This window comes from Streptomyces sp. NPDC093544, from assembly GCF_040683495.1.
Classification (GTDB): Bacteria; Actinomycetota; Actinomycetes; order Streptomycetales; family Streptomycetaceae; genus Streptomyces.
This window is the reverse complement of sequence record NZ_JBFBEA010000005.1, coordinates 70,971-92,660: the sequence shown is the minus strand read 5'-3', so window position 1 is coordinate 92,660 and position 21,690 is coordinate 70,971. Positions and strand designations below refer to the sequence as shown.

At 69.4% G+C, this 21,690-nt stretch carries 22 protein-coding genes; 10 read left to right on the top strand and 12 right to left on the bottom strand.

Annotated features, from left to right (window positions below; all coding sequences use genetic code 11):
* Positions 1–6 precede the first annotated feature (6 nt).
* The 6 genes from AB0N66_RS08605 to clpS form a co-directional block, all read right to left on the bottom strand.
* Entirely contained in the window at positions 7–285 is a 279-nt protein-coding gene (locus tag AB0N66_RS08605; RefSeq protein WP_365430405.1) for a MoaD/ThiS family protein, read from the bottom strand.
* A gap of 117 nt (positions 286–402) precedes the next feature.
* On the bottom strand, positions 403–504 hold the full coding sequence (locus AB0N66_RS08600) for a putative leader peptide (protein ID WP_365430403.1): 102 nt from the start codon (positions 502–504) through the stop codon (positions 403–405).
* A gap of 142 nt (positions 505–646) precedes the next feature.
* Positions 647–1,069, bottom strand: a complete 423-nt coding sequence (locus AB0N66_RS08595) for a M67 family metallopeptidase (RefSeq protein ID WP_365430401.1) — start codon at positions 1,067–1,069, stop codon at positions 647–649.
* A 75-nt stretch (positions 1,070–1,144) separates the two neighbouring features.
* On the bottom strand, positions 1,145–2,602 hold the full coding sequence (locus AB0N66_RS08590) for an amino acid permease (protein WP_365430399.1): 1,458 nt from the start codon (positions 2,600–2,602) through the stop codon (positions 1,145–1,147).
* A gap of 389 nt (positions 2,603–2,991) precedes the next feature.
* Positions 2,992–3,594, bottom strand: a complete 603-nt coding sequence (locus tag AB0N66_RS08585) for a DUF2017 domain-containing protein (protein ID WP_365430397.1) — start codon at positions 3,592–3,594, stop codon at positions 2,992–2,994.
* Between the two features lie 59 nt (positions 3,595–3,653).
* On the bottom strand, positions 3,654–3,971 hold the full coding sequence (clpS, locus tag AB0N66_RS08580; protein WP_365430395.1) for an ATP-dependent Clp protease adapter ClpS: 318 nt from the start codon (positions 3,969–3,971) through the stop codon (positions 3,654–3,656).
* A 112-nt stretch (positions 3,972–4,083) separates the two neighbouring features.
* On the opposite strand from clpS, the gene AB0N66_RS08575 reads away from it, so the two are divergent.
* Positions 4,084–5,412: a nicotinate phosphoribosyltransferase gene (locus tag AB0N66_RS08575; protein ID WP_365430393.1), complete on the top strand. Its 1,329-nt coding sequence runs from the start codon at positions 4,084–4,086 to the stop codon at positions 5,410–5,412.
* A gap of 255 nt (positions 5,413–5,667) precedes the next feature.
* Complete coding sequence (locus AB0N66_RS08570) at positions 5,668–6,252, top strand: isochorismatase family protein (protein ID WP_365430391.1); 585 nt, start codon at positions 5,668–5,670, stop codon at positions 6,250–6,252.
* Between the two features lie 25 nt (positions 6,253–6,277).
* Here AB0N66_RS08570 and AB0N66_RS08565 read toward each other — a convergent pair whose 3' ends face one another.
* Positions 6,278–6,664 carry a hypothetical protein gene (locus AB0N66_RS08565; protein ID WP_365430389.1) on the bottom strand — a complete coding sequence of 129 codons (387 nt, stop codon included), beginning with the start codon at positions 6,662–6,664 and terminating at the stop codon, positions 6,278–6,280.
* 123 nt (positions 6,665–6,787) lie between these two features.
* Entirely contained in the window at positions 6,788–9,115 is a 2,328-nt protein-coding gene (locus AB0N66_RS08560) for an immune inhibitor A domain-containing protein (protein ID WP_365430387.1), read from the bottom strand.
* 491 nt (positions 9,116–9,606) lie between these two features.
* On the opposite strand from AB0N66_RS08560, the gene AB0N66_RS08555 reads away from it, so the two are divergent.
* Positions 9,607–9,903: a hypothetical protein gene (locus tag AB0N66_RS08555; RefSeq protein WP_365430907.1), complete on the top strand. Its 297-nt coding sequence runs from the start codon at positions 9,607–9,609 to the stop codon at positions 9,901–9,903.
* A gap of 97 nt (positions 9,904–10,000) precedes the next feature.
* Here AB0N66_RS08555 and AB0N66_RS08550 read toward each other — a convergent pair whose 3' ends face one another.
* Both AB0N66_RS08550 and AB0N66_RS08545 read right to left on the bottom strand, forming a co-directional pair.
* Positions 10,001–10,654, bottom strand: coding sequence for an RDD family protein (locus tag AB0N66_RS08550; RefSeq protein ID WP_365430385.1), 654 nt, complete (start codon positions 10,652–10,654; stop codon positions 10,001–10,003).
* A 177-nt stretch (positions 10,655–10,831) separates the two neighbouring features.
* Positions 10,832–12,340, bottom strand: coding sequence for an RDD family protein (locus AB0N66_RS08545; protein WP_365430383.1), 1,509 nt, complete (start codon positions 12,338–12,340; stop codon positions 10,832–10,834).
* Between the two features lie 230 nt (positions 12,341–12,570).
* Between AB0N66_RS08545 and AB0N66_RS08540 the strand changes: the two genes are divergently transcribed.
* Positions 12,571–13,047 carry an SsgA family sporulation/cell division regulator gene (locus AB0N66_RS08540; RefSeq protein WP_365430381.1) on the top strand — a complete coding sequence of 159 codons (477 nt, stop codon included), beginning with the start codon at positions 12,571–12,573 and terminating at the stop codon, positions 13,045–13,047.
* An 86-nt stretch (positions 13,048–13,133) separates the two neighbouring features.
* On the opposite strand, the gene AB0N66_RS08535 is transcribed toward AB0N66_RS08540, so the two are convergent.
* A complete protein-coding gene (locus AB0N66_RS08535) occupies positions 13,134–14,540 on the bottom strand; it encodes an FAD-linked oxidase C-terminal domain-containing protein (RefSeq protein WP_365430379.1) in 1,407 nt (468 codons plus the stop codon).
* Positions 14,541–14,632: 92 nt separating this feature from the next.
* On the opposite strand from AB0N66_RS08535, the gene AB0N66_RS08530 reads away from it, so the two are divergent.
* Positions 14,633–16,231 carry a tetratricopeptide repeat protein gene (locus AB0N66_RS08530; protein ID WP_365430377.1) on the top strand — a complete coding sequence of 533 codons (1,599 nt, stop codon included), beginning with the start codon at positions 14,633–14,635 and terminating at the stop codon, positions 16,229–16,231.
* On the opposite strand, the gene hppD is transcribed toward AB0N66_RS08530, so the two are convergent.
* The gene (gene hppD, locus AB0N66_RS08525; RefSeq protein ID WP_365430375.1) at positions 16,176–17,324 is read right to left on the bottom strand and encodes a 4-hydroxyphenylpyruvate dioxygenase; all 1,149 of its coding nucleotides are present in this window, start codon (positions 17,322–17,324) and stop codon (positions 16,176–16,178) included. The genes AB0N66_RS08530 and hppD overlap by 56 nt on opposite strands.
* A gap of 122 nt (positions 17,325–17,446) precedes the next feature.
* Here hppD and AB0N66_RS08520 point away from each other — a divergent pair, with 122 nt between their 5' ends.
* The 5 genes from AB0N66_RS08520 to AB0N66_RS08500 are packed head-to-tail and all read left to right on the top strand — an operon-like array spanning position 17,447 to position 21,685.
* Complete coding sequence (locus tag AB0N66_RS08520) at positions 17,447–17,917, top strand: Lrp/AsnC family transcriptional regulator (RefSeq protein ID WP_365430905.1); 471 nt, start codon at positions 17,447–17,449, stop codon at positions 17,915–17,917.
* 22 nt (positions 17,918–17,939) lie between these two features.
* On the top strand, positions 17,940–18,587 hold the full coding sequence (locus AB0N66_RS08515) for an ABC transporter permease (RefSeq protein ID WP_365430373.1): 648 nt from the start codon (positions 17,940–17,942) through the stop codon (positions 18,585–18,587).
* Positions 18,580–19,848: a betaine/proline/choline family ABC transporter ATP-binding protein gene (locus AB0N66_RS08510; RefSeq protein ID WP_365430371.1), complete on the top strand. Its 1,269-nt coding sequence runs from the start codon at positions 18,580–18,582 to the stop codon at positions 19,846–19,848. Before AB0N66_RS08515 ends, AB0N66_RS08510 begins: the two co-directional genes overlap by 8 nt.
* Positions 19,845–20,726 carry an ABC transporter permease gene (locus tag AB0N66_RS08505; protein ID WP_365430369.1) on the top strand — a complete coding sequence of 294 codons (882 nt, stop codon included), beginning with the start codon at positions 19,845–19,847 and terminating at the stop codon, positions 20,724–20,726. The genes AB0N66_RS08510 and AB0N66_RS08505 overlap by 4 nt, the downstream gene beginning before the upstream one ends.
* Positions 20,723–21,685: a glycine betaine ABC transporter substrate-binding protein gene (locus tag AB0N66_RS08500; RefSeq protein ID WP_365430367.1), complete on the top strand. Its 963-nt coding sequence runs from the start codon at positions 20,723–20,725 to the stop codon at positions 21,683–21,685. Before AB0N66_RS08505 ends, AB0N66_RS08500 begins: the two co-directional genes overlap by 4 nt.
* Positions 21,686–21,690: the final 5 nt, after the last annotated feature.

Sequence of the window (21,690 nt, the reverse complement as noted above, 5' to 3'; positions counted from 1 at the left end):
GCCCGATCAGACCATGCCGCCGGCCACGGCCGGCAGAATCGTCACGTTGTCGCCGTCGGTCAGCTTGGTGTTGATGCCTTCGAGGAAGCGGACGTCCTCGTCGTTCAGGTAGACGTTGACGAAGCGGCGCAGTTCGCCGCCGTCCACGATGCGGGCCTGGATGCCCGTGTGCCGGGTTTCGAGGTCGGCGAACAGCTCGGCGAGGGTCTCCCCGCCGCCCTCGACGGCCTTCTGGCCGTCGGTGTAGGTGCGGAGGATGGTGGGGATGCGGACCTCGATGGCCATGGTTGCGGGCTCCTGTCGGGAGGAAAGTCAGGTCGGTGGGCGCGCGGCAGCGCGGTGGATCAAGGTGTACGCCGGTTTGCGGAGCCGCGGCTCACGGCCGTACGGCGGCGGCAGGAGTCAGCGCGTACAGATGGCACTCTGCAGCCTGCACAGGTCGACGTGCAGCCGCGCCACGAGCAGTATGCCCGGCGTCTTCTCGCTCACGTCGTGGGAAACCATGGGGTCATCGTATCGATTCCCGGTCCGGGTCCCGGACTGTGATATCAGATGGTGGACGGAATCCGACCGAAATGCGGGACCGGACGCCTTCGCAGAGACTCAGGACCCCTTTGCGGGGACTCAAGTACGCCTTTCCTGAGGCTCAGTACGCCTCCACCACCTTGATCTCCTCCTCCGTCACCACGCCCTCGACGATCCGGTACGAGCGGAACTGGAAGGGCCCGGCGTCGTCCGAGTCCGCCGTGGAGACCAGCACGTAGTGGGCGCCCGGCTCGTTGGCGTACGCGATGTCGGTGCGGGAGGGGTATGCCTCGGTCGCCGTGTGCGAGTGGTAGATGACGACGGGCTCCTCGTCGCGGTCGTCCAGCTCGCGGTACAGCTTGAGCAGGTCGCCGGAGTCGAACTCGTAGAACGTGGGTGAGCGGGCCGCGTTGAGCATCGGGATGAACCGCTCGGGGCGGTCGGTGCCCTCCGGGCCCGCTACGACGCCGCATGCCTCGTCGGGGTGGTCCTGGCGTGCGTGCGCGACGATCTGGTCGAACAGGGCCTGGGTGATGGTCAGCATGCTGGCCAGGATAAGCAGAAGGCCGCCCCGTACCGAAGAGTGGTACGGGGCGGCCCACATAGTGAACCGAAGGGGTCAGCCGGTCTTCTCGAAGACCGGGTCGCGGCGCTCGGCGACCTGCGGGTTCCGCACCTTGAGGATGGCCCAGCCGATGCCCAGGACGGCGGCCCAGACGGCCATCACGTAAAGGCAGACGCGGGAGTCGGCGTCGTACGCGATCAGGCAGGTGACGAAGAGCAGGAAGACGACCGCGACCCAGCTGAGCTTCGCGCCGCCCGGGGCCGGGAAGGAGGAGGCGGGCAGGCGCCCGGCGTCGACCGCGCGGCGGTACAGGATGTGGCTGATCAGGATCATCAGCCAGGTCCAGATGCCGGCCGCGGTGGCGACCGAGACGACGTAGCCGAAGGCCTTCTCCGGGACGATGTAGTTCAGGATCACGCCGATGCCCATGAAGAGCACGGAGACGGTGATGCCGAACGCCGGGGTCTTGGTCGAGGAGAGCCTGCTGAAGACCTTCGGGGCCTCTCCGCTGTCCGCCAGGGTGCGCAGCATGCGGCCCGTGGAGTACATGCCCGAGTTGCAGGACGACAGGGCGGCGGTGAGGACCACGAAGTTGACGATGGCCGCGCCCGCCGGGATGCCGATCTTCGCGAAGGCCTCGACGAAGGGGCTGACTCCCGGTGCGAACTCCGTCCACTTCACGACGCAGAGGATGACGGTGAGGGCGCCGACGTAGAAGAGCGCGATGCGCCAGGGCAGGGTGTTGATGGCCTTGGGGAGGGTCTTCTCGGGGTTCTCGGACTCGCCCGCCGTGACGCCGACCAGTTCGACCGCCAGGTAGGCGAACATGACGCCCTGGAGGGTCATCAGGGAGGAGCCGATGCCCTTGGGGAAGAAGCCGTCGACCTGATAGAGGTTGGCGACGGTGGCGGTGTCACCGGCCGCGCTGAAGCCGAAGGTGAGGACGCCGAGGCCGATCACGATCATGCCGATGAGCGCGGTGACCTTGACCATCGAGAACCAGAACTCGATCTCGCCGAAGAGCTTCACCGAGATCAGGTTGGCCACGAAGAGGACGACCAGGAAGACCAGGGCCGTCGCCCACCGGGGGACCGACGGGAACCAGTAGTTGACGTAGATCGCGGCGGCGGTGAGCTCCGCCATGCCGGTGACGACCCACATCAGCCAGTACGTCCAGCCGGTGAAGTAGCCGAAGAACGGGCCGAGGAACTCGCGGGAGTACTCCGCGAAGGAGCCCGAGACCGGGCGGTAGAGCAGCAGTTCGCCGAGCGCCCGCATGATGAAGAAGATGATCACGCCGGCGAGGGCGTACATGAGGATGAGGCTGGGCCCGGCCTTGGCGATGTTCGCCCCGGCGCCCAGGAAGAGGCCGACGCCGATGGCGCCGCCGATCGCGATCATCTGGACCTGGCGGCTGCCGAGCCCGCGCTCGTACCCCTCTTCGGGGGCGTCGCCGCCCACGACCTCACTGCCGTCGCTGTCGTACTGCTTGTCGACCTGCGATGAGGTCATGTGTGGTGCGCCTTTCTCCATGCCGGTCCGGGCCAGTCGTCTGGCCTCGGATCGGGTTCCGATCCCCCCGGATACGTGGAGCTGTGCCTGGCCGGCGATCCGCCGGCTCGGTGGCGCACCCGACCGGACGTGGGTGGTGTCCTGTCGGGCGGTCGTGAAGATTTATCACGGCCGCAATGTTGATCGACGGGGGGTCGTGTTGCGCACACCACAGAAAGACCCGGACAAACGACGAACCGCGCCCCATAGGACGCGGTCATGGTGACGTGATCGTTATCCGGATTTGAGCGTCCTCTGAGCGTCCTCCGAGCGAGCGCGGACCTCGTCGTGGATCAGGGCATCAGGGCTTCGACGAGCGTCTCATGAGCGAACGCGGACCCCGCCGCGACTCAGGGCATCAGGGCTTCGACGAGCGTCTCCTGGAGCCCGCCCAGCCACAGATACGCCATCACCATCGGCTTGCGCGGGTCCTCGTCCGGCAGCCGGTAGAGGAGGTCGGTGTCCTCCTCGGCGACGACGTCGAGCCGGGCGCCGATCGCCAGGCGCAGGTCGTTCAGCGCGCGCAGCCACTGCTCGGCCTCGTCGGCGGACAGCTTGACGACCGCCCCGCCGTCGCCGGATGCCACCGCGTCCAGCGAGCGGACCACCGTGAGGGCGCATCCGCGCTTGCCCGCGCGCAGGTCGTTCTCGGTGAAGCGGCGGAACTCCGAGGAGTAGGCGCGCTGTTCCTCGGCCTGTTCCGGCGAGTGGGCCTCGACGTCGGGGCCGCTGTACGCGTCGGGGAAGAGGCGTTGCAGCACGGGGTCGGAGGGCGGCTCGCTGGGGCCCTCCGCGAACAGTTCGGCGAGCGGGTCGTCGGGGGTGTTCTCGGCGGGCCCGGGACCGATGAGCTCCAGGAGCTGGACGGCGAGGGAGCGAATGATGGAGATCTCGACCTCGTCGAGCGCGACGGCCGCGCCGCCGCCGGGGATCGGTTCGAAGTGTCCAGGCATCAGGTTGCGTCGCTGCTTCCGGTCCGCTCGGTGCTGTTTCCGGTTCTCGCCACGTGGGCTCACTTGCGGTCCTGCTGAAGGGTGGCCCACAGACCGTAGCCGTGCATGGCCTGTACGTCGCGCTCCATCTCCTCGCGGGATCCGCTGGAGACCACCGCCCGGCCCTTGTGGTGAACGTCCATCATGAGCTTGGTGGCCTTGTCCTTGGTGTAGCCGAAGTACGTCTGGAAGACATACGTCACGTAGCTCATGAGGTTGACCGGGTCGTTGTGGACGATCGTCAGCCAGGGAACGTCGGGCTCGGGTACGGCGAAGACCTCCTCCGCCGACTCGGTCTTCTCGGTCTCTAGGGGTGCGGGAGCCGTCACACGGCCCATGCTGCCACCAGAGGGGGGTACTCGCACAAACGGACCACACAACGCCGGTCGGTCCCACAAACCCCGACCCACAAATCGTCAGAGTGACGAGATGGGGGTACGATCCGGTCCTATGAACACAGCGGACCTTGGGCTGCCGGTGGACGTTCCTTCTACGGCGCTCTTCACCGACCAGTACGAGCTGACGATGCTGCAGGCCGCCCTGGCGGCGGGGACGGCCGAGCGGCGCTCGGTCTTCGAGGTCTTCACCCGGAGGCTGCCCGAGGGGCGGCGCTACGGCGTGGTGGCCGGGACCGGGCGCGTTCTCGACGCCGTCGAGAACTTCCGCTTCGACGCGGACGTCCTCGGCTTTCTGCGCGAGCGTGAAATCGTGGACGAGCCGACCCTGGACTGGCTCGCCGGCTACCGCTTCGGCGGGGACATCTGGGGCTACCCGGAGGGCGAGGTGTACTTCCCCGGCTCGCCGATCCTGCGGGTCGAGGGGTCGTTCGCCGAATGCGTGCTCCTGGAGACGGTGATCCTCTCCATCCTCAACCACGACTCGGCGATCGCGGCCGCCGCCTCCCGGATGGCCTCGGCGGCGGGCGGGCGCCCGCTGATCGAGATGGGGGCCCGGCGCACCCACGAGCTGGCCGCCGTGGCCGCCGCACGGGCCGCGTACGTCGGTGGCTTCACGACCACCTCCGACCTGGCCGCCGGTTTCCGCTACGGCATCCCGACCGTGGGGACCTCCGCGCACGCCTTCACCCTGCTCCACGACCACGAGCGGGACGCCTTCCAGGCCCAGGTGAACTCGCTCGGCCGGGGCACCACGCTGCTCGTGGACACGTACGACGTCGCGGCGGCGGTCCGGACGGCCGTCGAGGTGGCGGGGCCCGAGCTGGGCGCCGTCCGCATCGACTCCGGGGACCTTCTCCTCGTCGCGCACCGGGTACGGCAGCAACTGGACGAGCTGGGCGCGACCGGCACGCGGATCATCGTGACCTCCGACCTGGACGAGTACGCGATCGCCTCGCTGGCGGCGGCGCCCGTGGACGCGTACGGCGTCGGCACCCAGCTGGTGACGGGATCCGGCCATCCGACCTGCTCCATGGTCTACAAGCTGGTCGCACGCGCCGAGTCGGCGGACCCGAGGGATCCGCTGGAGGCGGTGGCCAAGAAGTCCTCCGGCGGCAAGACGTCCATCGGCGGGCGCAAGTGGGCCGCGCGGCGCCTGGACGAGCACGGGGTCGCCGAGGCCGAGGTGATCGGCATCGGTCCGGTGCCGGGCGAGCTGGCCGACCGGCAGCTCCTGGTCGAGCTGGTCAAGGGCGGTCAGGTCATCGCCCGCGAGCCCCTCGACGTCGTACGGGAGCGGCACGCGGCCGCCCGCGCCAACCTGCCGCTGTCGGCCACCCAGCTCTCGCGCGGAGAGGCGGTCATCCCGACCGAGTACGTCTGACGTACTCCGTACGGCTACGGCGCGAGCGCATGAACAACCGGTGAGCGGGAATGCAACGGCCACGCCCCTGCACACCGCACAAGCGGCTCCTCCACACCGCGCAAGCGTCGCTTCCACACCCCCTTGGGCACAGCGCGGCAGCCCAACGCCCCTCCCGGAGGGCACTCGAAGTCTCTAGGCTCGGTAACTCACAGGCCGGGCCCGCACCCCCCCATCGACGCCACCGATCGCCCGCCGAGCCGAAGGACACCGACCATGCGCCGCGCCTTGATCGTCGTAGACGTACAGAACGACTTCTGCGAGGGGGGCAGCCTCGCGGTGGCCGGAGGTGCCGACGTGGCCGCCGCCATCACCGAGCTGATCGGGCAGGCCCCCGCCGGCTACCGCCATGTCGTGGCGACCCGCGACCACCACATCGCCCCCGGTGGCCACTTCGCCGACAACCCCGACTACGTCCACTCCTGGCCCGCGCACTGCGTGGCCGGCACCGAAGGCGTCGGCTTCCACCCGAACTTCGCTCCGGTCGTCGCCTCCGGCGCGATCGACGCCGTCTTCGACAAGGGCGCGTACGCGGCGGCGTACAGCGGCTTCGAGGGCGCCGACGAGAACGGGGTGACGCTGGCGGACTGGCTGCGGGCCCGGGAGATCGACGAGGTGGACGTCGTGGGCATCGCCACCGACCACTGCGTACGCGCCACCGCCCTGGACGCCGCCCGCGAGGGCTTCCGTACACAGGTCCTGCTCGACCTGACGGCCGGAGTGGCCGAGGAGACCACGAACCGCGCTCTGGAGGAGCTGCGGATCGCGGGCGTGGAGCTGACCGGCAAGCCGGTGGTCTGAGCGGTCCAGCGCGCCCTGGAAGCCCCTACAGGCCTTGGGGCGCCGTGGGTCTGCGCATCAGCGCCCGGATCGGGTGCCACAGCTCCTGGACGAGTTCCGGGCCCATGGTCGGGCTGACGGAGACACCGTTGTCAGGGACCGGTGCCGTGCGCCATATCAGGCCGTCGGGATGGTGCAGGACCGCGGTGATCTCGTCCGGGCTGGGCGGCTGGGCGTTGCCCCGCAGGTACACCGCGCGCATGCCCAGGTTGCGCAGCCTCGTCAGCGCGCGGGCCCGGTTCTGGGCCACCACGAGTACCCGTACGCAGCCGGCGCCCGTGGCCGACAGGGCAGCCGGGCTGGACGGGCTGGGCAGGTTCAGTGCCACCACCACGCTGCCGTTCGGCAGCTTGCAGAAACCTCCTGCGGCCATGAAAAGTCACACCCCCGTGCGGTCCGGTGTCAATAAGGGAATCACAGGACGCACCTAAACACGATCGGCCGCGACCCGCCAGGGGGTCGCGGCCGATCATGCTCTGACCTGGGGAAATGACGCTTACTTCACCGCAGGGCCGACCTGGAGCGAGATCGTGGAGCCGTTCAGGGCCTCCTTGACGATCGTGATCTTGGTGTTGGTGTCAGTGATCTTGACCCCGGCGAGCGGGGTGCTCGTGTCGTAGTAGGTGTTGGTGCGGTCGTTGAAGACCGAGACACCCTTCTTCGAAGGGATCTTGGTCGCGACGTCCGCGTTGTGCAGCGTGATGCCGTCGGTGCGGTACAGGCTGAAGGGCGAGTCGTACGTCTGGATGCGGCTGCGCATCAGCGTGCCGTTGGACCACTTCAGCGCCGCCGGGTGGGCGTCGATCGGCAGCACCAGACCGGCGCCCGGGTGGACGCTGGTGTTGTTGTCCGCCTGGGAGGTGTCCCACTTCCAGATCAACAGGCCGTTCTGGTACGGGAAGTGCTCCACCCAGTCCGGACGGGTCGTCGCGAAGCCGAAGTTGTACGGGCCGACCTTGAGGGTCTTGTCGTACGACACGTACTGGCGGTTCTCGGCGATGTAGTACTGCGGGTAGTCGTCCGTGATGGCCGCGCCGATACGGGAGAAGCCGTCGACGGTCCAAGCCGCGTCCGCGGTCTCCGCGTTGTCCGAGAAGAGGGCGGTGCCGTCCGCGGTGACGCTGATCTCGTCGGCCGCGAAGCCCTTCTGGGCCACGCCGCCGTCGGTCGCGTAGCGGAAGCGCAGGCCGATGTTCTGGCCCGCGTAGGCGTCCAGCGGGTACGACAGCTTCGTGTACGCCGCCGTCGTGCCGTCGAGCGCCGGCTTGCCGCTGCCGTCACGGCTGATGGCCGCGCCGTCCGCGGTGCCGTCGATGGCCGTCCAGGTGGCGCCGCCATCGGTGGAGACCTCGGTGTAGAGGTAGTCGTAGCCCGCCTCGATGTCCCACCAGCCGTCAAGGGTCAGCGTGGCCGCCGACTTGCCCGTCAGGTCGACCGAACGGGTCAGCGTGTTGGAGAGGTTGTCGCCGCTGCCGCTCCACCACTGGGTCGCGCCCTGCGCCGGTTCGACGATCTCGTTGGTGACCGTCTTCTCGGGCAGCTCGACGACGAGCGCCTGCGCGTTCTTGGTGTTGTACTCGGCGACGCCCAGGGTGTGCTTCGACTTCGTCGCGGCCTGCGCCGTGTCGTAGTTGAGCCAGCCGAGCTGCAGCTTGTCCCAGGCGGTCATGTCGCCGGGCAGGTTGCCGATCTCGCCCTCGCCGGTGCCGAGCCAGGAACCGGACGACATCAGGGTCCAGAAACCGGTGGAGTTCTCGCCGCCGCTGGTGTCGTAGTGGTCCGGCAGACCGAGGTCGTGGCCGTACTCGTGGGCGTAGACGCCGAGTCCGCCGTTCTCCGGCTGGATGGTGTAGTCGCCGACCCAGATGCCGGTGTCGCCGATCGCGGCGCCGCCGAGCTTGTTGCCCTCGGGTCCGGTGGCACCGGCGTCGGTGCCGAACGCGTACCAGCGGTGGGCCCAGATGGCGTCCGCGCCCTGGGCGCCGCCGCCCGCGGACTCGTCCTCACCGGCGTGCACGATCTGGAAGTGGTCGATGTAGCCGTCGGGCTCGTTGAAGTTGCCGTCGCCGTCGAAGTCGTAGCGGTCCCACTGGTCGTACTCGGCCAGCTGCGCCTTGATCTCCGCGTCGGTCGCGCCTGCTGCCTCCTGCGCCGCGACCCAGGCGGTGACGCCGTCCTGCACCGCGTACCAGGCGCCGGTGTTCGCGTCGTTGGAGCCGTAACGGGCCTCGTTGTAGGGGACCGTGACCCAGTCCGCGACCTCACCGTCGACCGAGTAGCGGCCCGAGGACTGCTTCTCGTAGTACGTCTTCAGCGAAGCGGTGCCCTCGCCGAAGTACAGGTCCTGGAAGTGCTCCTGGTTGTAGTCCGCCTGCCAGGCCGTGCTGTTGTCCTTGGTGGGGTCCGGCTCGGCTATCTCGTTGTGCTGCGGGCCGACGGTGCCGCCGTAGCGGGGGTCGACCTGGTCGCCGAACTCGACCAGGATGGTGAAGATCTTGTCGGTCTTCTCCCGGGCGAGCTCGACGTACTTGCCCTTGCTGAGCTGCACGACCTGCGAGCCGTTGCGCTCCTGGGCCTTGGCCTCGCCGGATATGACCTGCTGAAGGGCCTCTTCGCGCTGAGCCGCCTCGCTGTCCGTGAACGGGCCCTTGAGGTCGTGCTCGGTGTCGCTCGCGGCAGGCGCTGCCGGGTCACGGCGGTCCACCGTCGGGGCCGACGCGCCGGCGTCGGCCTGCGCCACGGCGAACGTCGAGAACGTTGCGGTGGCTGCCGCGAGGGCGACGCCCACCGCCGCCCCTCTGAACGTCCATGATCTGCTGGTCACTTGATGTCCTCCCTCGCGCCCGTCCGCGCGGATGGAGGGGTCCAGGTCATGGGGTCCGCGCGCGTATACGCGTGTCAAGTGACGACATTGGACAGGAGTTGCCAAAGAAAAGACAGATCTTGACTTGAACCTGGCAACTGCACTATGAGGGGCAGTCGTTCGCCATCCGATCACCATCCGGAGTGCCACCGCACCGCTCAACAGGCGCGCCCGGACGTCCACTTCCTGGACGTGATGACTCCGTGCGCCCCCTGTGCTCCGGCACCGTGGGTTAGGTCACGCTTACCGGCCGTTCCACTCGGGCATGCAGGCGAATAGAGTCGGCTGGCGGCACGTCGGATATTCGATGGATTGCCAAGTCGACACCGTTGTCGGCCCCCGATTCGCAGCCCCACCCTCAATGCTTCATCCGCCCCCTCCCCCATCGCGAGAGGCACCTGGGGGGAGCACCCCCAGCCGAGGAAACGATTGCCATGCCGCGAACGACTGACATGCCTCGTCCGACCGCCGCACAGCTCGCCTACGGTTCCTGCACCGTGATCTTCTCCACCCTCGCCATGCTGCTGCTGTCTCAGACGAGTTCGGGCGTGGGGATCGTGGCGATCACCCTCTCGGCACTCGTTCTCGGACTCCTCGTCGCCATGACGGTTCCGCTGCCGAAGCCCGCGCGCACCGTGCAGGTGCCCGTCGTACCCCTGCTGGCGAAGCGCGTCCCCGCACAGCGGGAGACCGCGTCCATGGCCGCCTCCGTGACCTCCGAGCCTGTACGGGAGCCGGCGAACCCGTAACCCCGGAAATCCCAGATACCCGTAGAGCGTCACCACATACGAGAACCGGCGGGCCCGTGTCTCACGGACCCGCCGGTTCTCGTTGCCGCCCGGGCGGTCAACCGGCGTTGACCACCACCGTCTTGGCCGCCTTGTCGTGCAGGCCCTGCTTGTAGGGCTTGTCGAAGAAGCTCCAGCCGCCCGCGATCGCTGTCCAGATGCACGCGCAGCAGAACGCGAACGGGATCCACAGGACCAGGGAGCGGATCAGCGTGGTCTGCACGGAGGGCGTGGCGCCGTTGTCGAGGTTGGCCACCCGCTGCTTGAACAGCCTCTTGCCGAAGGTCTGCCCCGTGCGGCTGATCATCACGGTGTCGTAGCCGATGTAGAGCACGGCGGCGACGAGCGACTGCCCGAAGGACTTGCCGGTGTCGATCTTGTCCGTGTCGTACTCGGTGACCCCGAACGCCCATGACAGCAGCCACACCACGATGCCCACGAGGATCATGTCGAGGATCCGCGCCAGGACCCGCCTGCCGCTGTCCGCCAGCGGCGGCATACCGGCGAGCGGATCGCCGCCGTAGGGGCCTCCGCCGTAGGGATCGCCGCCTCCGCCGTCGAAGGGGGGCGGCTGGTCGCCGGGCGGCGGGGTCTGGCCGCCGTACGAGGGGTCGTACGGGGAGCCGCCGCCCTCGGCGGGCGGGGGCTGCTTCCTGAACGGGTCGTCGTCCGGTGACCGGCCGGAGCCCGGAGGCGGCGGTTCGCTGCTCATGGCCCGAGTGGACCGCGAACCCTCCGCCTCCGCATCCGGCGAGCGGCCGTCCGGGCTACCGGGCTACCGGGCTACCGGGCTACCGGGCTACCGGGCTACCGGGCTACCGGATCGTCTACGTCCGATGAGCCGCGGCTGTACACGTCCGCCGCGCCCACCGCTTCGTACCGCCCCTTACTACCGCGCCGCCACGAAGGTGTGGGCCGCCTTGTCGTGCCAGCACTGGCGCCACGGCTTGTCGAACAGGCACCACAGGACACCGAGGACGCCGATGCCGAGGACGCCCGTGACGGCGTAGACGAGCCAGCGGCGCAGGGCCGCGCCGAAGGACGGGGGTTCGTGGCCCTCGATGTCGCACACCTCGATGCCGCAAAGCTTCTTGCCGAGGGTGCGGCCCCACCGGGCGGTGGGCAGCGCGTCGTAGAGGACGCCGAAGACGAGCAGGACGGCCAGGACGATCCCGAGGTAGACGGTGGTCGTGCCGTCCAGCAGCCAGACCGTGACGGTCTCGCCTGAGAGCTTGGCCGCGTCGACCTTCTCGTTGACGTGATCGATCGCCTTGGTGCCCAGCGGTACGGCGGCCACGGCGGTGACGCCGGCGAGCACCACGGTGTCCACGAGCCGGGCGGCCAGTCGCCTGCCCAGGCCCGCGGGACGCGTCGCCGACTGCCTGCGCGCGGCCGCCGTGAAGATGTCCTCGACCGGCGGCTTCCACGGCGCGACGGGCTGCCCCTCCTCACCCGCGAGCCGGTGCACCTGCTGGGCCCAGGACGGCTGTCCGCCGCCGATGCCGGACGTCGTGGGGGTGCCGCCGACCTGCTGGGGAACGGCGGGGGCCCGCGCGGCGGCGGGAGCGGGCCGGGCGGCGGCCTGGGCTGACGATGCTTGGTCCACCTGAGCTGCCGAGGCTTGGTTTGCCTGGGCGGCGGCTGCCTGGCCGGCTGCGAAGCCGCCACCCGCCGAGGAGGCGGCCGGGCCCGTGTTCCCCTGCTCCGGCGCAGTGCGCGGGGAGACCGGACGGAAGGTCATGGTGCCCTCGGACGGGAGGTCCTCGGCACCGGGTCCGGTGGACGTTCCGGCGCTGGACGTACTACCGCCCGTGCCTTCCGACCCCGCGGGCCGTACCGGCCCGGTCGGGCGCCGGAACACCACGCTGCCGCCGGACGCCGGGGGTTGGGGGCTGCCCGAGTCCGCGGGCGGGATCGTCGCCGTGCCGTCCGTACGTGAGGACCGGCCGTCGGGCTGGACGACCTGGTCGGCCGGTCCCGAGGCCCGGGGTACGCGCGGGTCGGCGGTTCCCGGGGGCGCGCCCCAGGACACCCGGCGGTCCTGGTCGCGGCCGAACCCGGACTGGTGGGAGCGGTCGGCGCCCCACGCGGCCGCGGGCTCCGGACGGCTGCCGTGCTGGGCCTCTGCGGGACTCACCTGCCGGACACCGCCCGACAGTTGCGGGTCCTCGTCGAAAAAGAACGGGCCGGTCTCCTCGGCGAGAGCCGGCGCCTGGGCCTGCCCTGGCACGGACGCCTGAGGCGTGCCGGGCGGTACGCCGTCGGACGGCGCAGGACGGCTCGTGCCCGGTACCCAGGAGGAACCGTTCCAGTACCGGACATATCCAGGAATGGAGGGATCCGGGTAATACCCTTCGCGGGGCCTGTCGTCACCGGGTGCCGGGGTTGGGGCGCTCATGTCCGTCGTCCCGTATCTGCTCGGGGGCTTTTTGGGGGGTCCACATCTATCAGACGGGCGCACCCGCCACTGCCGCTCCCGCCGTACCCACCCCATTCGGGCATGGATCTGCTACCTCCAAAGACCGTCCGGAAAAACTTCTCGGAACCCGCGTAATGATTCCGCCTTCACGCGCTCTCCACTCGTACGGGCCCGCCCAGGGCCCCGTACGAGAAAGGAAACGCATCGACATGCACACCGTGGTGGAACGCGAACTCGAGCTCAATCTCGTCCTGTCGCCAGAGCGCAGCATCCCTGTCCCGGCTCGGCTCAGTTACCGCACCGACGATCCGTACGCCGTCCACATCACCTTCCACATCGGCTCCGACCATCCGGTCAGCTGGACCTTCGCCCGCGAACTCCTCGTCGAGGGGGTGTTCCGGCCGTGCGGGCACGGCGATGTGCGGGTGTGGCCGACGAAGGTCGCGGGCCGCGGTGTCGTGCTGATGGCACTGAGCTCGCCCGACGGCGACGCGCTGCTCGAAGCGCCCGCCGCGCAGGTGTCCGCCTGGCTGGAACGCACCCTCCGGGCGGTCCCCCCGGGCTCTGAGGCGGAGCAGCTCGGCATCGACGACGGCCTCGCCGAGCTGCTTGCCCCGACTCCGGCCGACGATCTGTGGCTGCGGGATCCCTGGCCGTCCGACGAATCCAAAGAAGGTGGTGAGTGAACCACCTCAGCCATCAATTGAGGAACCACAACGGCGATCAGCCAGGTCCGCGAGAGCGGCGGCGGTTTAGCCGCAAGAAAGGTACGTCAGAAGAGCTTGCCGGGGTTGAGGAGCCCCAGTGGGTCGAACGCCGCCTTGACCGCCCGCTGCATCTCGACGCCCACCGGGCCGAGCTCGCGCGCCAGCCACTCCTTCTTCAGGACGCCCACGCCGTGCTCGCCGGTGATCGTGCCGCCGAGTTCCAGGCCGAGGGCCATGATCTCGTCGAAGGACTCGCGGGCACGCCGGGACTCGTCGGGGTCGGAGGCGTCGAAGCAGACGGTGGGGTGGGTGTTGCCGTCGCCGGCGTGTGCGCAGACCCCGATGGTCAGGGCGTACTTGTCGGCGACGCGCTCGATGCCTTCGAGCATGTCGCCGAGCCGGGAACGCGGCACGCACACGTCGTCGATCATCGTGGTGCCCTTGACCGCCTCGAGCGCGACGAGCGCCAGCCGCCGTGCCTGGAGGAGGAGTTCGGACTCGGCCGCGTCCTCCGCCGGTACCACCTGGGTGGCGCCCGCGGCCTCGCACAGGGCGCCGACCGCGGCGAGGTCGGCGGGGGGGTCGTGGGTGTCGAAGGCGGCGAGGAGGAGGGCCTCGGTGGTCTCCGGGAGGCCCATGTGGGCCAGGTCGTTGACGGCTTTCACCGTCGTACGGTCCATCAGTTCGAGGAGGGACGGCACGTGACCGCCCTCCATCACCTTGACCACGGCGTCGCACGCGGCCCGCGCAGACGGGAACTCGGCGGCCAGCACCAGTTGCTCGGGCGGCTGCGGCTTGAGCGCGAGGATGGCCCGTACGACGATGCCGAGCGAGCCCTCGGAGCCCACGAAGAGGCGGGTGAGGTCGTATCCGGCGACGCCCTTCGCCGTGCGGCGGCCGGTGGTCATGAGCCGCCCGTCGGCGAGTACGACGTCCAGGCCGAGGACGTACTCGGCCGTCACCCCGTACTTGACGCAGCACAGGCCGCCCGACGCGGTGCCGATGTTGCCGCCGATCGTGCACATCTCCCAGCTGGAGGGGTCCGGCGGGTAGTACAGGCCGTGTTCGTTGACGGCGCGGGAGAGGGTCGCGTTGATGACGCCCGGTTCGACCACCGCGATCCGGTCGACCGGGTTGATCTCGAGGATCCGGTCCATCTTCACCAGGGACAGCACGATGCAGCCGTCCGAGGCGTTGGCGGCGCCGGACAGGCCGGTGCGGGCGCCCTGCGGGACGACGGGGACGCGCAGCTCGGTGGCGGTGCGCATGACGTGCTGGACCTGCTCGACGGTGCGGGGAAGGACAACGACGGCCGGCGTGCCCGCCTCGCAGAAGCTCGCCATGTCGTGTCCGTACGAGGCCGTGATGTCCGGGTCGGTGAGGACGGCTTCGGCCGGCAGGCCGGCGAGGAGACGGTCGACGAGGTTGCCCGTCACCTCATCACGCGGGGCTTCGATACGGCTCATGATCACAGCGTCGCACTCGCGGCCATCGGTGTGAACCCCGTCGGCGGCACCCAACGCATGCCGTGATGTGGTCTTCGTACTGACGCACAGTGAGCGCCATGGAGATCGAAGAGCAGCGACCGGCGACAGCGCGGCCTCAGGATTCCGAGCCTCCCGGGTCCCGTTTCTCCCCTTTCGTCAAGCGCGCGCTGATCGGCGCCGTCGCGGGAGGTGTCGTACTCGGCGCTCTGCTGTTCCTGCTGCCCTCGGCGGGGCGGGACCCGGCGCCGCCCGCCCCGGGTCCGGTGGCGCGGGCGCAGACGGCGGTGGGCGCCGGGGTGCCCGCAGCGCTGCCCGATCTGGCGGCGCTCATCGGCGACCGCGAGACGCATCTGCGGGCCCATCCGGGCGACGACCAGTCGTGGGCCGTGCTCGGCGGTGCCTATCTGGAGCAGGGGCGGCGGACCGCGACGCCCGCCTACTACCCGAAGGCCGAGCAGGCGCTGCGTACGTCGCTGCGGGCCCGGCCGAAGGGGAACGTGGAGGCACTCGACGGCCTCGCGGCGCTCGCCAACACCCGCGGTGACTTCCGGGAGGGCAAGAAGTGGGGCGAGGCGGCCGTGAAGCTGTCGCCGAAGCGCTGGACGACGTATCCACTGCTGATCGACGCGTACACCGGCCTCGGCGACTGGAAGGCCGCCCGCAAAGCCCTCGACAAGCTGCTGGAGCTGCGCTCAGGGCCGACGGTGACGGCGCGGGCCGCGCGGGTCTACTGGGACCGCGGCTGGCGCGAGGACGCGGCGGCCGCCGTGGCCGACGCCGCGGCGCACGCGGCGACCCCCGCCGAGCAGGCGGCCTTCCTCCAGCAGGCCGGCGAGCTGGCCTGGGAACGCGGCGACCGCGAGGAGTCGCTGGGCTACTACGAGCGCGCGCTGCGCACCGACCCCGACGAGTACGGGGCGCACGCCGGGCAGGGGCGCGCGCTGGCGGCGCTGGGGCGCACGTCGGAGGCGCTGCGGGCGTACCAGACGGCGCTCGCCAAGCGGCCCGAGCCGCGGTACGCGCTGGAGCTGGGCGAGTTGTACGAGAAGCTCGGCGTCGATGGGGCCGCACGCGTCCAGTACGACCTGCTGCGGGAGCGGGTGCGGCAGGAGGCCGCCGGGGGTGTGGACGACGAGCTGGTCCTCGGGCTCTTCGAGGCGGACCACGGCGATACCTCGACCGCCGTGGCGCTGCTGCGCGACGAGTGGAAGCGGCACCCCGGGATCGCCGTCGCGGACGCGCTGGGCTGGGCGCTGCACCGGGCCGGGGAGCATGAGGAGGCCCTGAAGTTCGCCACCAGGGCGATGGACAAGGAGCACGGCGGCGGCGTACGCAGTGCGCTGTACGCCTACCACCGCGGCCAGATCGAACGCGCCCTGGAGCAGTACGGTCCCGCCCGCCGCCACCTCGCCGAGGCCCTGCGCATCAACCCGTACTTCTCGCCGCTCCACGTCCCGGCGGCCGAGGCGGCGCTCGATGCGCTGGGTGAGCCGGCGGTGGAGGAGGAGGCGCCGGGCGAGCCGGCGGATTCGGACGAGTCGCCGGATTCGGACGCGCCGTCCGGGAAACCGTCGGGGAATCCGTCAGGGAATCCGTCGGCGGAGCCCTCGAAGGCTGCCGCTACAGGTTCCCCCGCCTCTCCTGCTCCCGCTCGATCGCCTCGAACAGCGCCTTGAAGTTGCCCTTGCCGAAGCCCATCGAGCCGTGTCGTTCGATGATCTCGAAGAAGACGGTCGGGCGGTCCTGGACCGGCTTGGTGAAGATCTGCAGCAGATAGCCGTCCTCGTCGCGGTCGGCGAGGATCTTCAGGTCGCGCAGGGTGTCGACGGGGACGCGGGTGTCGCCGACCCACTCGCCGAGGGTGTCGTAGTAGGAGTCCGGGGTGTCGAGGAACTGGACCCCGGCCGCGCGCATGGTGCGTACCGTCTCGACGATGTCGCCCGAGTTGAGCGCGATGTGCTGGACGCCCGCGCCGCCGTAGAACTCCAGGTACTCGTCGATCTGGGACTTCTTCTTGGCGATGGCGGGCTCGTTGATCGGGAACTTGACCTTGAGCGTGCCGTCCGCGACGACCTTGGACATCAGCGCGCTGTACTCGGTCGCGATGTCGTCGCCCACGAACTCCTTCATGTTCGTGAAGCCCATGACCTTGTTGTAGAAGCCGACCCAGTCGTTCATGCGGCCGAGTTCGACGTTGCCGACGCAGTGGTCGATGGCCTGGAAGGTGCGGTGGGCGGGCGGCGTGACGATCGGCGCGGCGGCGGTGAAGCCGGGGAGGTAGGGACCGTCGTAGCCCGAGCGCTCGACCAGGGTGTGCCGGGTCTCGCCGTACGTGGCGATCGCGGCGAGTACGACCGTGCCGTGCTCGTCCTTCACCTCGTACGGCTCGGCGACGGAGCGGGCGCCGTGCTCGATGGCGTACGCGTACGCGGCCCGGGTGTCCGGGACCTCGATGGCGAGGTCGACGACGCCGTCGCCGTGCTCGGCCACGTGTTGGGCGAGGAAGTGGCCCCAGGTGGTGGCGGGCTTGATCACCGAGGTGAGGACGAAGCGCGCCGAGCCGTTGGTGAGGACGTACGAGGCGGTCTCGCGGCTGCCGTTCTCCGGTCCGGAGTAGGCGACCAGCTGCATGCCGAAGGCGGTGGAGTAGTAGTGCGCGGCCTGCTTGGCGTTGCCGACGGCGAAGACGACCGCGTCCATTCCCTTGACCGGGAAGGGGTCTGCCTGCCGGGCGGTGTCGGGAGTGCGGTGCTCTGTGGTCTGGCTCATGTTCGCAGGCTCCCGCTGCTTGGCAAGGTGCGCAATAGTTTGCTTATCTGCTGGACACTCTGCTCATCCAGTTGCCCGATTCAGCGGGCGATATGTACAAGATGACCACCCCGGAGGACACCATGGCGATCGATCATCTGGACGGCGGGCTCATCGTGCTGCTCGCCGAGGAACCGCGCATCGGCGTCCTGGAGATGTCCCGGCGGCTCGGCGTCGCGCGCGGCACCGTGCAGGCGCGGCTCGACCGGCTTCAATCGAATGGAGTCATCCGGGGGTTCGGGCCGCAGGTGGATCCGGCCGCGCTGGGCTACCCGGTCACGGCGTTCGCGACCCTGCAGATCAGGCAGGGACAAGGCACGGACGTACGAGCCCACTTGGCGACCGTCCCCGAGGTGCTGGAGCTGCACACGACGACGGGCAGCGGCGACATGCTGTGCCGGCTGGTCGCCCGCTCGAACGCCGATCTCCAACGTGTGATCGACCGGGTTGTCGGTTTTGATGGCATCGTCCGGGCCTCCACGGCGATCGTCATGGAGAACCCCGTTCCGCTGCGGATCATCCCGCTGGTGGAACAAGCGGCGACCGAGCAGTGACCGAGGACCGGGGTGACGTGGGGTGAACTTCTGGGAGTACCTGAGCAGCCGCCACCAGCAACTGCTCACGGACGCCTACCAGCACGCCAGCGCCGTCTTCCAGTGCATGGTCGTGGCGACCGTCATCGGTGTGGTGATCGGTGTCGTCACCTACCGCAGCGACTGGGCGGGCAGCCTCGCCACCACGACCACCTCGATGATCCTGACGATCCCGTCGCTCGCCATGATCGGTCTGCTGATCCCCGTGGTCGGACTCGGCGTCCCGCCGACCGTCATCGCGCTGACGCTGTACGGACTGCTGCCCATCGTGCGGAACTCGATCGTCGGCCTGCGCGGGGTCGACCCCTCGCTCGTGGACGCGGCGAAGGGCATCGGGATGTCGCGCCTGGCCCAGCTCGTGCGGGTGGAGCTGCCGCTGGCCTGGCCGCCGATCCTCACCGGTATCCGGGTCTCCACGCAGATGCTGATGGGCATCGCGGCCGTCGCGGCGTACGCCTCCGGGCCGGGCCTCGGCAACGAGATCTTCCGCGGTATCGGCTCCCTGGGCAGCAAGAACGCGCTCAACCAGGTCCTCGCGGGCACGCTCGGGATCATCATCCTGGCGCTGCTGTTCGACGCCGTGTACGTCCTCATCGGGCGGCTGACCATCCCGAGGGGGATCCGTGTCTGAGACGACCGAGGCCTCCGGTGCCGAGGTCGCGTCCACATCGGGCGCCACCATCGAGCTGGAGAACCTCACCAAGCGCTATCCGGGCAGCGGCGACCCGGCGGTCGACAACGTCAACATGGAGATCAAGGCGGGCGAACTGGTCGTCCTCGTGGGCCCGTCGGGCTGCGGAAAGTCCACCACCCTGAAAATGATCAACCGGCTGATCGAGCCGACCGGCGGGCGCATCCGTATCGGTGGCGAGGACGTCACCGACATGGACCCGGTGAAGTTGCGCCGCAAGATCGGGTACGCGATCCAGGCCTCCGGGCTCTTCCCGCACATGACGGTCGCTCAGAACATCGCCCTGGTACCGAAGATGACCGGCTGGCCGAAGTCGAGGATCAAGTCGCGGGTGGAGGAGATGCTCGACCTGGTCGGGCTCGACCCGGGCGAGTTCCACGGCCGCTATCCACGTCAGCTCTCCGGCGGACAGCAGCAACGCGTGGGCGTGGCAAGGGCGTTGGCCGCCGACCCGCCCGTCCTGCTGATGGACGAGCCCTTCGGTGCCGTGGACCCGATCACCCGCGACCACCTCCAGGACGAACTGATCCGACTCCAGCACGAGTTGCACAAGACGATCGTCTTCGTCACGCACGACTTCGACGAGGCCATCAAGCTGGGCGACCGGATCGCGGTGCTGCGCGAGCGCTCGCACATCGCGCAGTTCGACACCCCGGAGGCGATCCTCACCAACCCGGCCGACGACTTCGTGTCCGGGTTCGTGGGCGCGGGCGCCGCCCTGAAGCGGCTCAACCTCAGCCGCGTACGGGATGTCGCGATCACCGACTATCCGACGGTCACCGTCGACGACCCGCTCCAGGACATCTTCAACAAGCTCCGCTCCAGCGGCACGAACGAGATCCTTCTGCTCGACAGACGCGGCCGCCCCTACAAATGGCTGCGGCGCGGCGACCTGATGCGGGCCAGGGGTTCGCTGGCGCGGGCGGGCACGCTGGTGCACGACACGGTGACCCGGGACGCGACCCTGCGCGATGCCCTGGAGGCCGTACTCACGGACAACACGGGCCGGGTCGCGGTGACCGGGCGGCGCGGCGAGTACATCGGCGTCGTCGACATGGAGACGCTGATGAACTCCGTGCAGGAACTCCTGGAGGCCGACCGGCTGGACGCCATGGAGCACCAGCACGAGCTGGAGGAGGCGCGCGTCCACCAGACCCATTTCGAGCAGGAGGGCGCCGAGGACGGGGAGGCGAAGGCGTGAACACTCCCCCGCCCAGGCAGCGGCCCGAGGGCGAGCACGAGGTGAAGGGCCTCGCCTTCCGCGACGACAGCGAGGGCGCGGGCCTGAATTCGGGCGCCGTCGAGCCGGGGCCGCCGCCATCGCCCGACGGCCGCCCGAAGCGCCGGATCACCTGGCAGAAGCTGACCTTCCTGCCGGCCTTCCTGGCGGCCGTGCTGCTGGCCACCTGGCTCTGGTTCGAGCAGGCGCACCTGGACTCGATCTCCGAGAACGCGATCTCGGGCGGCCAGGTGGGGAAGGCACTGAGCCAGCACATCCAACTGACCTTGATCTCCACGTTCTTCGTGCTGATAATCGCGATTCCGCTGGGCATTCTGCTGACCCGCAAAGCGTTCCGGAAGGCCGCCCCGGTCGCGATGACGTTCGCCAACATGGGGCAGGCGACCCCGGCCATCGGCCTCCTCGCACTCCTGGTCATCTGGCTGGGCATCGGCGAGAAGGCGGCCCTGATCGGCATCATCATCTACGCGGTCCTGCCGGTCCTCTCCAACACGATCGCGGGCCTGAAGGCGAACGACCCGACCCTGCTGGAGGCCGCGCGCGGCATCGGCATGTCGCCGCTGGGCGTCCTGTCCCGGATCGAACTCCCGCTGGCCGTCCCGCTGATCCTCGCGGGCGTCCGCACCGCGCTCGTCCTGAACGTCGGCACCGCCACCCTCGCCACCTTCGGCGGAGGCGGCGGCCTCGGCGTACTCATCACCACCGGAATCACCACCCAGCGCATGCCGGTACTGGTCCTCGGCTCGGTCCTCACGGTGGCACTCGCGCTGCTCGTGGACTGGCTCGCCTCGCTGGTCGAACTGCTGCTGCGGCCACGGGGGTTGGAGGTGGAGTCGTGAGGCGTACGTCTCTGGCGCTGGCCGGGGTTCTGGTGGCGGCGTCCGGTTGCGGGCTGACCAGTGGCTCGCCCATGGTCGACGACGTCAAGCCGGGCTCGATCGGGCAGGGCGAGCCGCTGAAGGGCGCCGATCTGACGGTGACGTCCAAGGAGTTCACCGAGCAGCTGATCCTCGGCGCGATCATGGGCATCGCCTTCGAGGCGGCCGGCGCGGAGGTGCTCGACCGCACGGGCATCCAGGGTTCGATCGGCGCCCGCGAGGCGGTGAAGAGCGGGGACGCGGACAGCATGTACGAGTACACGGGCACCGCCTGGATCACGTATCTCGGCAACAGCGCACCCATCGCCGACCCGCAGAAGCAGTGGGAGGCCGTGCGGGACGCGGACGCGAAGAACGGCATCACCTGGCTGCCGCCGTCCACTCTCAACAACACCTACGCGTTCGCCATGAACCGGTCCAACTTCAAGAAGTACGGCACGAAGACACTCTCGGAGGTGGCCGCCCTGGCCAAGTCGGATCCGGGCGCGGTCACGGTGTGTGTGGAGAGCGAGTTCGCCAACCGGGCGGACGGGCTGCCGGGCGTGGAGAAGGCGTACGGGATGAGCGTCCCCGCCGGGAACGTCACCCAGATGGACACCGGGATCATCTACACCCAGGTGGCGAAGGGGACTTGCACGTACGGAGAGGTGTTCACCACCGACGGGCGCATCAGGTCGATGAACCTGGCGGTGATGGCGGACGACAAGAAGTTCTTCCCCAACTACAACGTCGCACCCGAGATCAACTCCAAGGCCCTGAAGAAGTATCCGGCGATCGCCGAGGTCCTCGAACCGATCACCAAGAAGCTCAACAACACGGTGGCGCGGGACCTGAACGCGAAGGTGGACGTCGACGGGGACGACCCGCATCAGGTGGCGCTGGACTGGATGAAGGAGGAGGGGTTCGTGAAGGCGGGATGAGGCGT

Coding starts and splice junctions, on each gene's coding strand:
- AB0N66_RS08545 (WP_365430383.1), bottom strand. CDS start 12,340: ATGAGCGCCCCAACCCCGGCACCCGGTGACGACAGGCCCCGCGAAGGG.
- AB0N66_RS08590 (WP_365430399.1), bottom strand. CDS start 2,602: ATGACCTCATCGCAGGTCGACAAGCAGTACGACAGCGACGGCAGTGAG.
- clpS (WP_365430395.1), bottom strand. CDS start 3,971: ATGGGCCGTGTGACGGCTCCCGCACCCCTAGAGACCGAGAAGACCGAG.
- AB0N66_RS08520 (WP_365430905.1), top strand. CDS start 17,447: ATGGCGATCGATCATCTGGACGGCGGGCTCATCGTGCTGCTCGCCGAG.
- AB0N66_RS08570 (WP_365430391.1), top strand. CDS start 5,668: ATGCGCCGCGCCTTGATCGTCGTAGACGTACAGAACGACTTCTGCGAG.
- AB0N66_RS08600 (WP_365430403.1), bottom strand. CDS start 504: ATGGTTTCCCACGACGTGAGCGAGAAGACGCCGGGCATACTGCTCGTG.
- AB0N66_RS08550 (WP_365430385.1), bottom strand. CDS start 10,654: ATGAGCAGCGAACCGCCGCCTCCGGGCTCCGGCCGGTCACCGGACGAC.
- AB0N66_RS08595 (WP_365430401.1), bottom strand. CDS start 1,069: ATGCTGACCATCACCCAGGCCCTGTTCGACCAGATCGTCGCGCACGCA.
- hppD (WP_365430375.1), bottom strand. CDS start 17,324: ATGAGCCAGACCACAGAGCACCGCACTCCCGACACCGCCCGGCAGGCA.
- AB0N66_RS08565 (WP_365430389.1), bottom strand. CDS start 6,664: ATGGCCGCAGGAGGTTTCTGCAAGCTGCCGAACGGCAGCGTGGTGGTG.
- AB0N66_RS08605 (WP_365430405.1), bottom strand. CDS start 285: ATGGCCATCGAGGTCCGCATCCCCACCATCCTCCGCACCTACACCGAC.
- AB0N66_RS08555 (WP_365430907.1), top strand. CDS start 9,607: ATGCCTCGTCCGACCGCCGCACAGCTCGCCTACGGTTCCTGCACCGTG.
- AB0N66_RS08585 (WP_365430397.1), bottom strand. CDS start 3,594: ATGCCTGGACACTTCGAACCGATCCCCGGCGGCGGCGCGGCCGTCGCG.
- AB0N66_RS08575 (WP_365430393.1), top strand. CDS start 4,084: ATGAACACAGCGGACCTTGGGCTGCCGGTGGACGTTCCTTCTACGGCG.
- AB0N66_RS08540 (WP_365430381.1), top strand. CDS start 12,571: ATGCACACCGTGGTGGAACGCGAACTCGAGCTCAATCTCGTCCTGTCG.
- AB0N66_RS08530 (WP_365430377.1), top strand. CDS start 14,633: ATGGAGATCGAAGAGCAGCGACCGGCGACAGCGCGGCCTCAGGATTCC.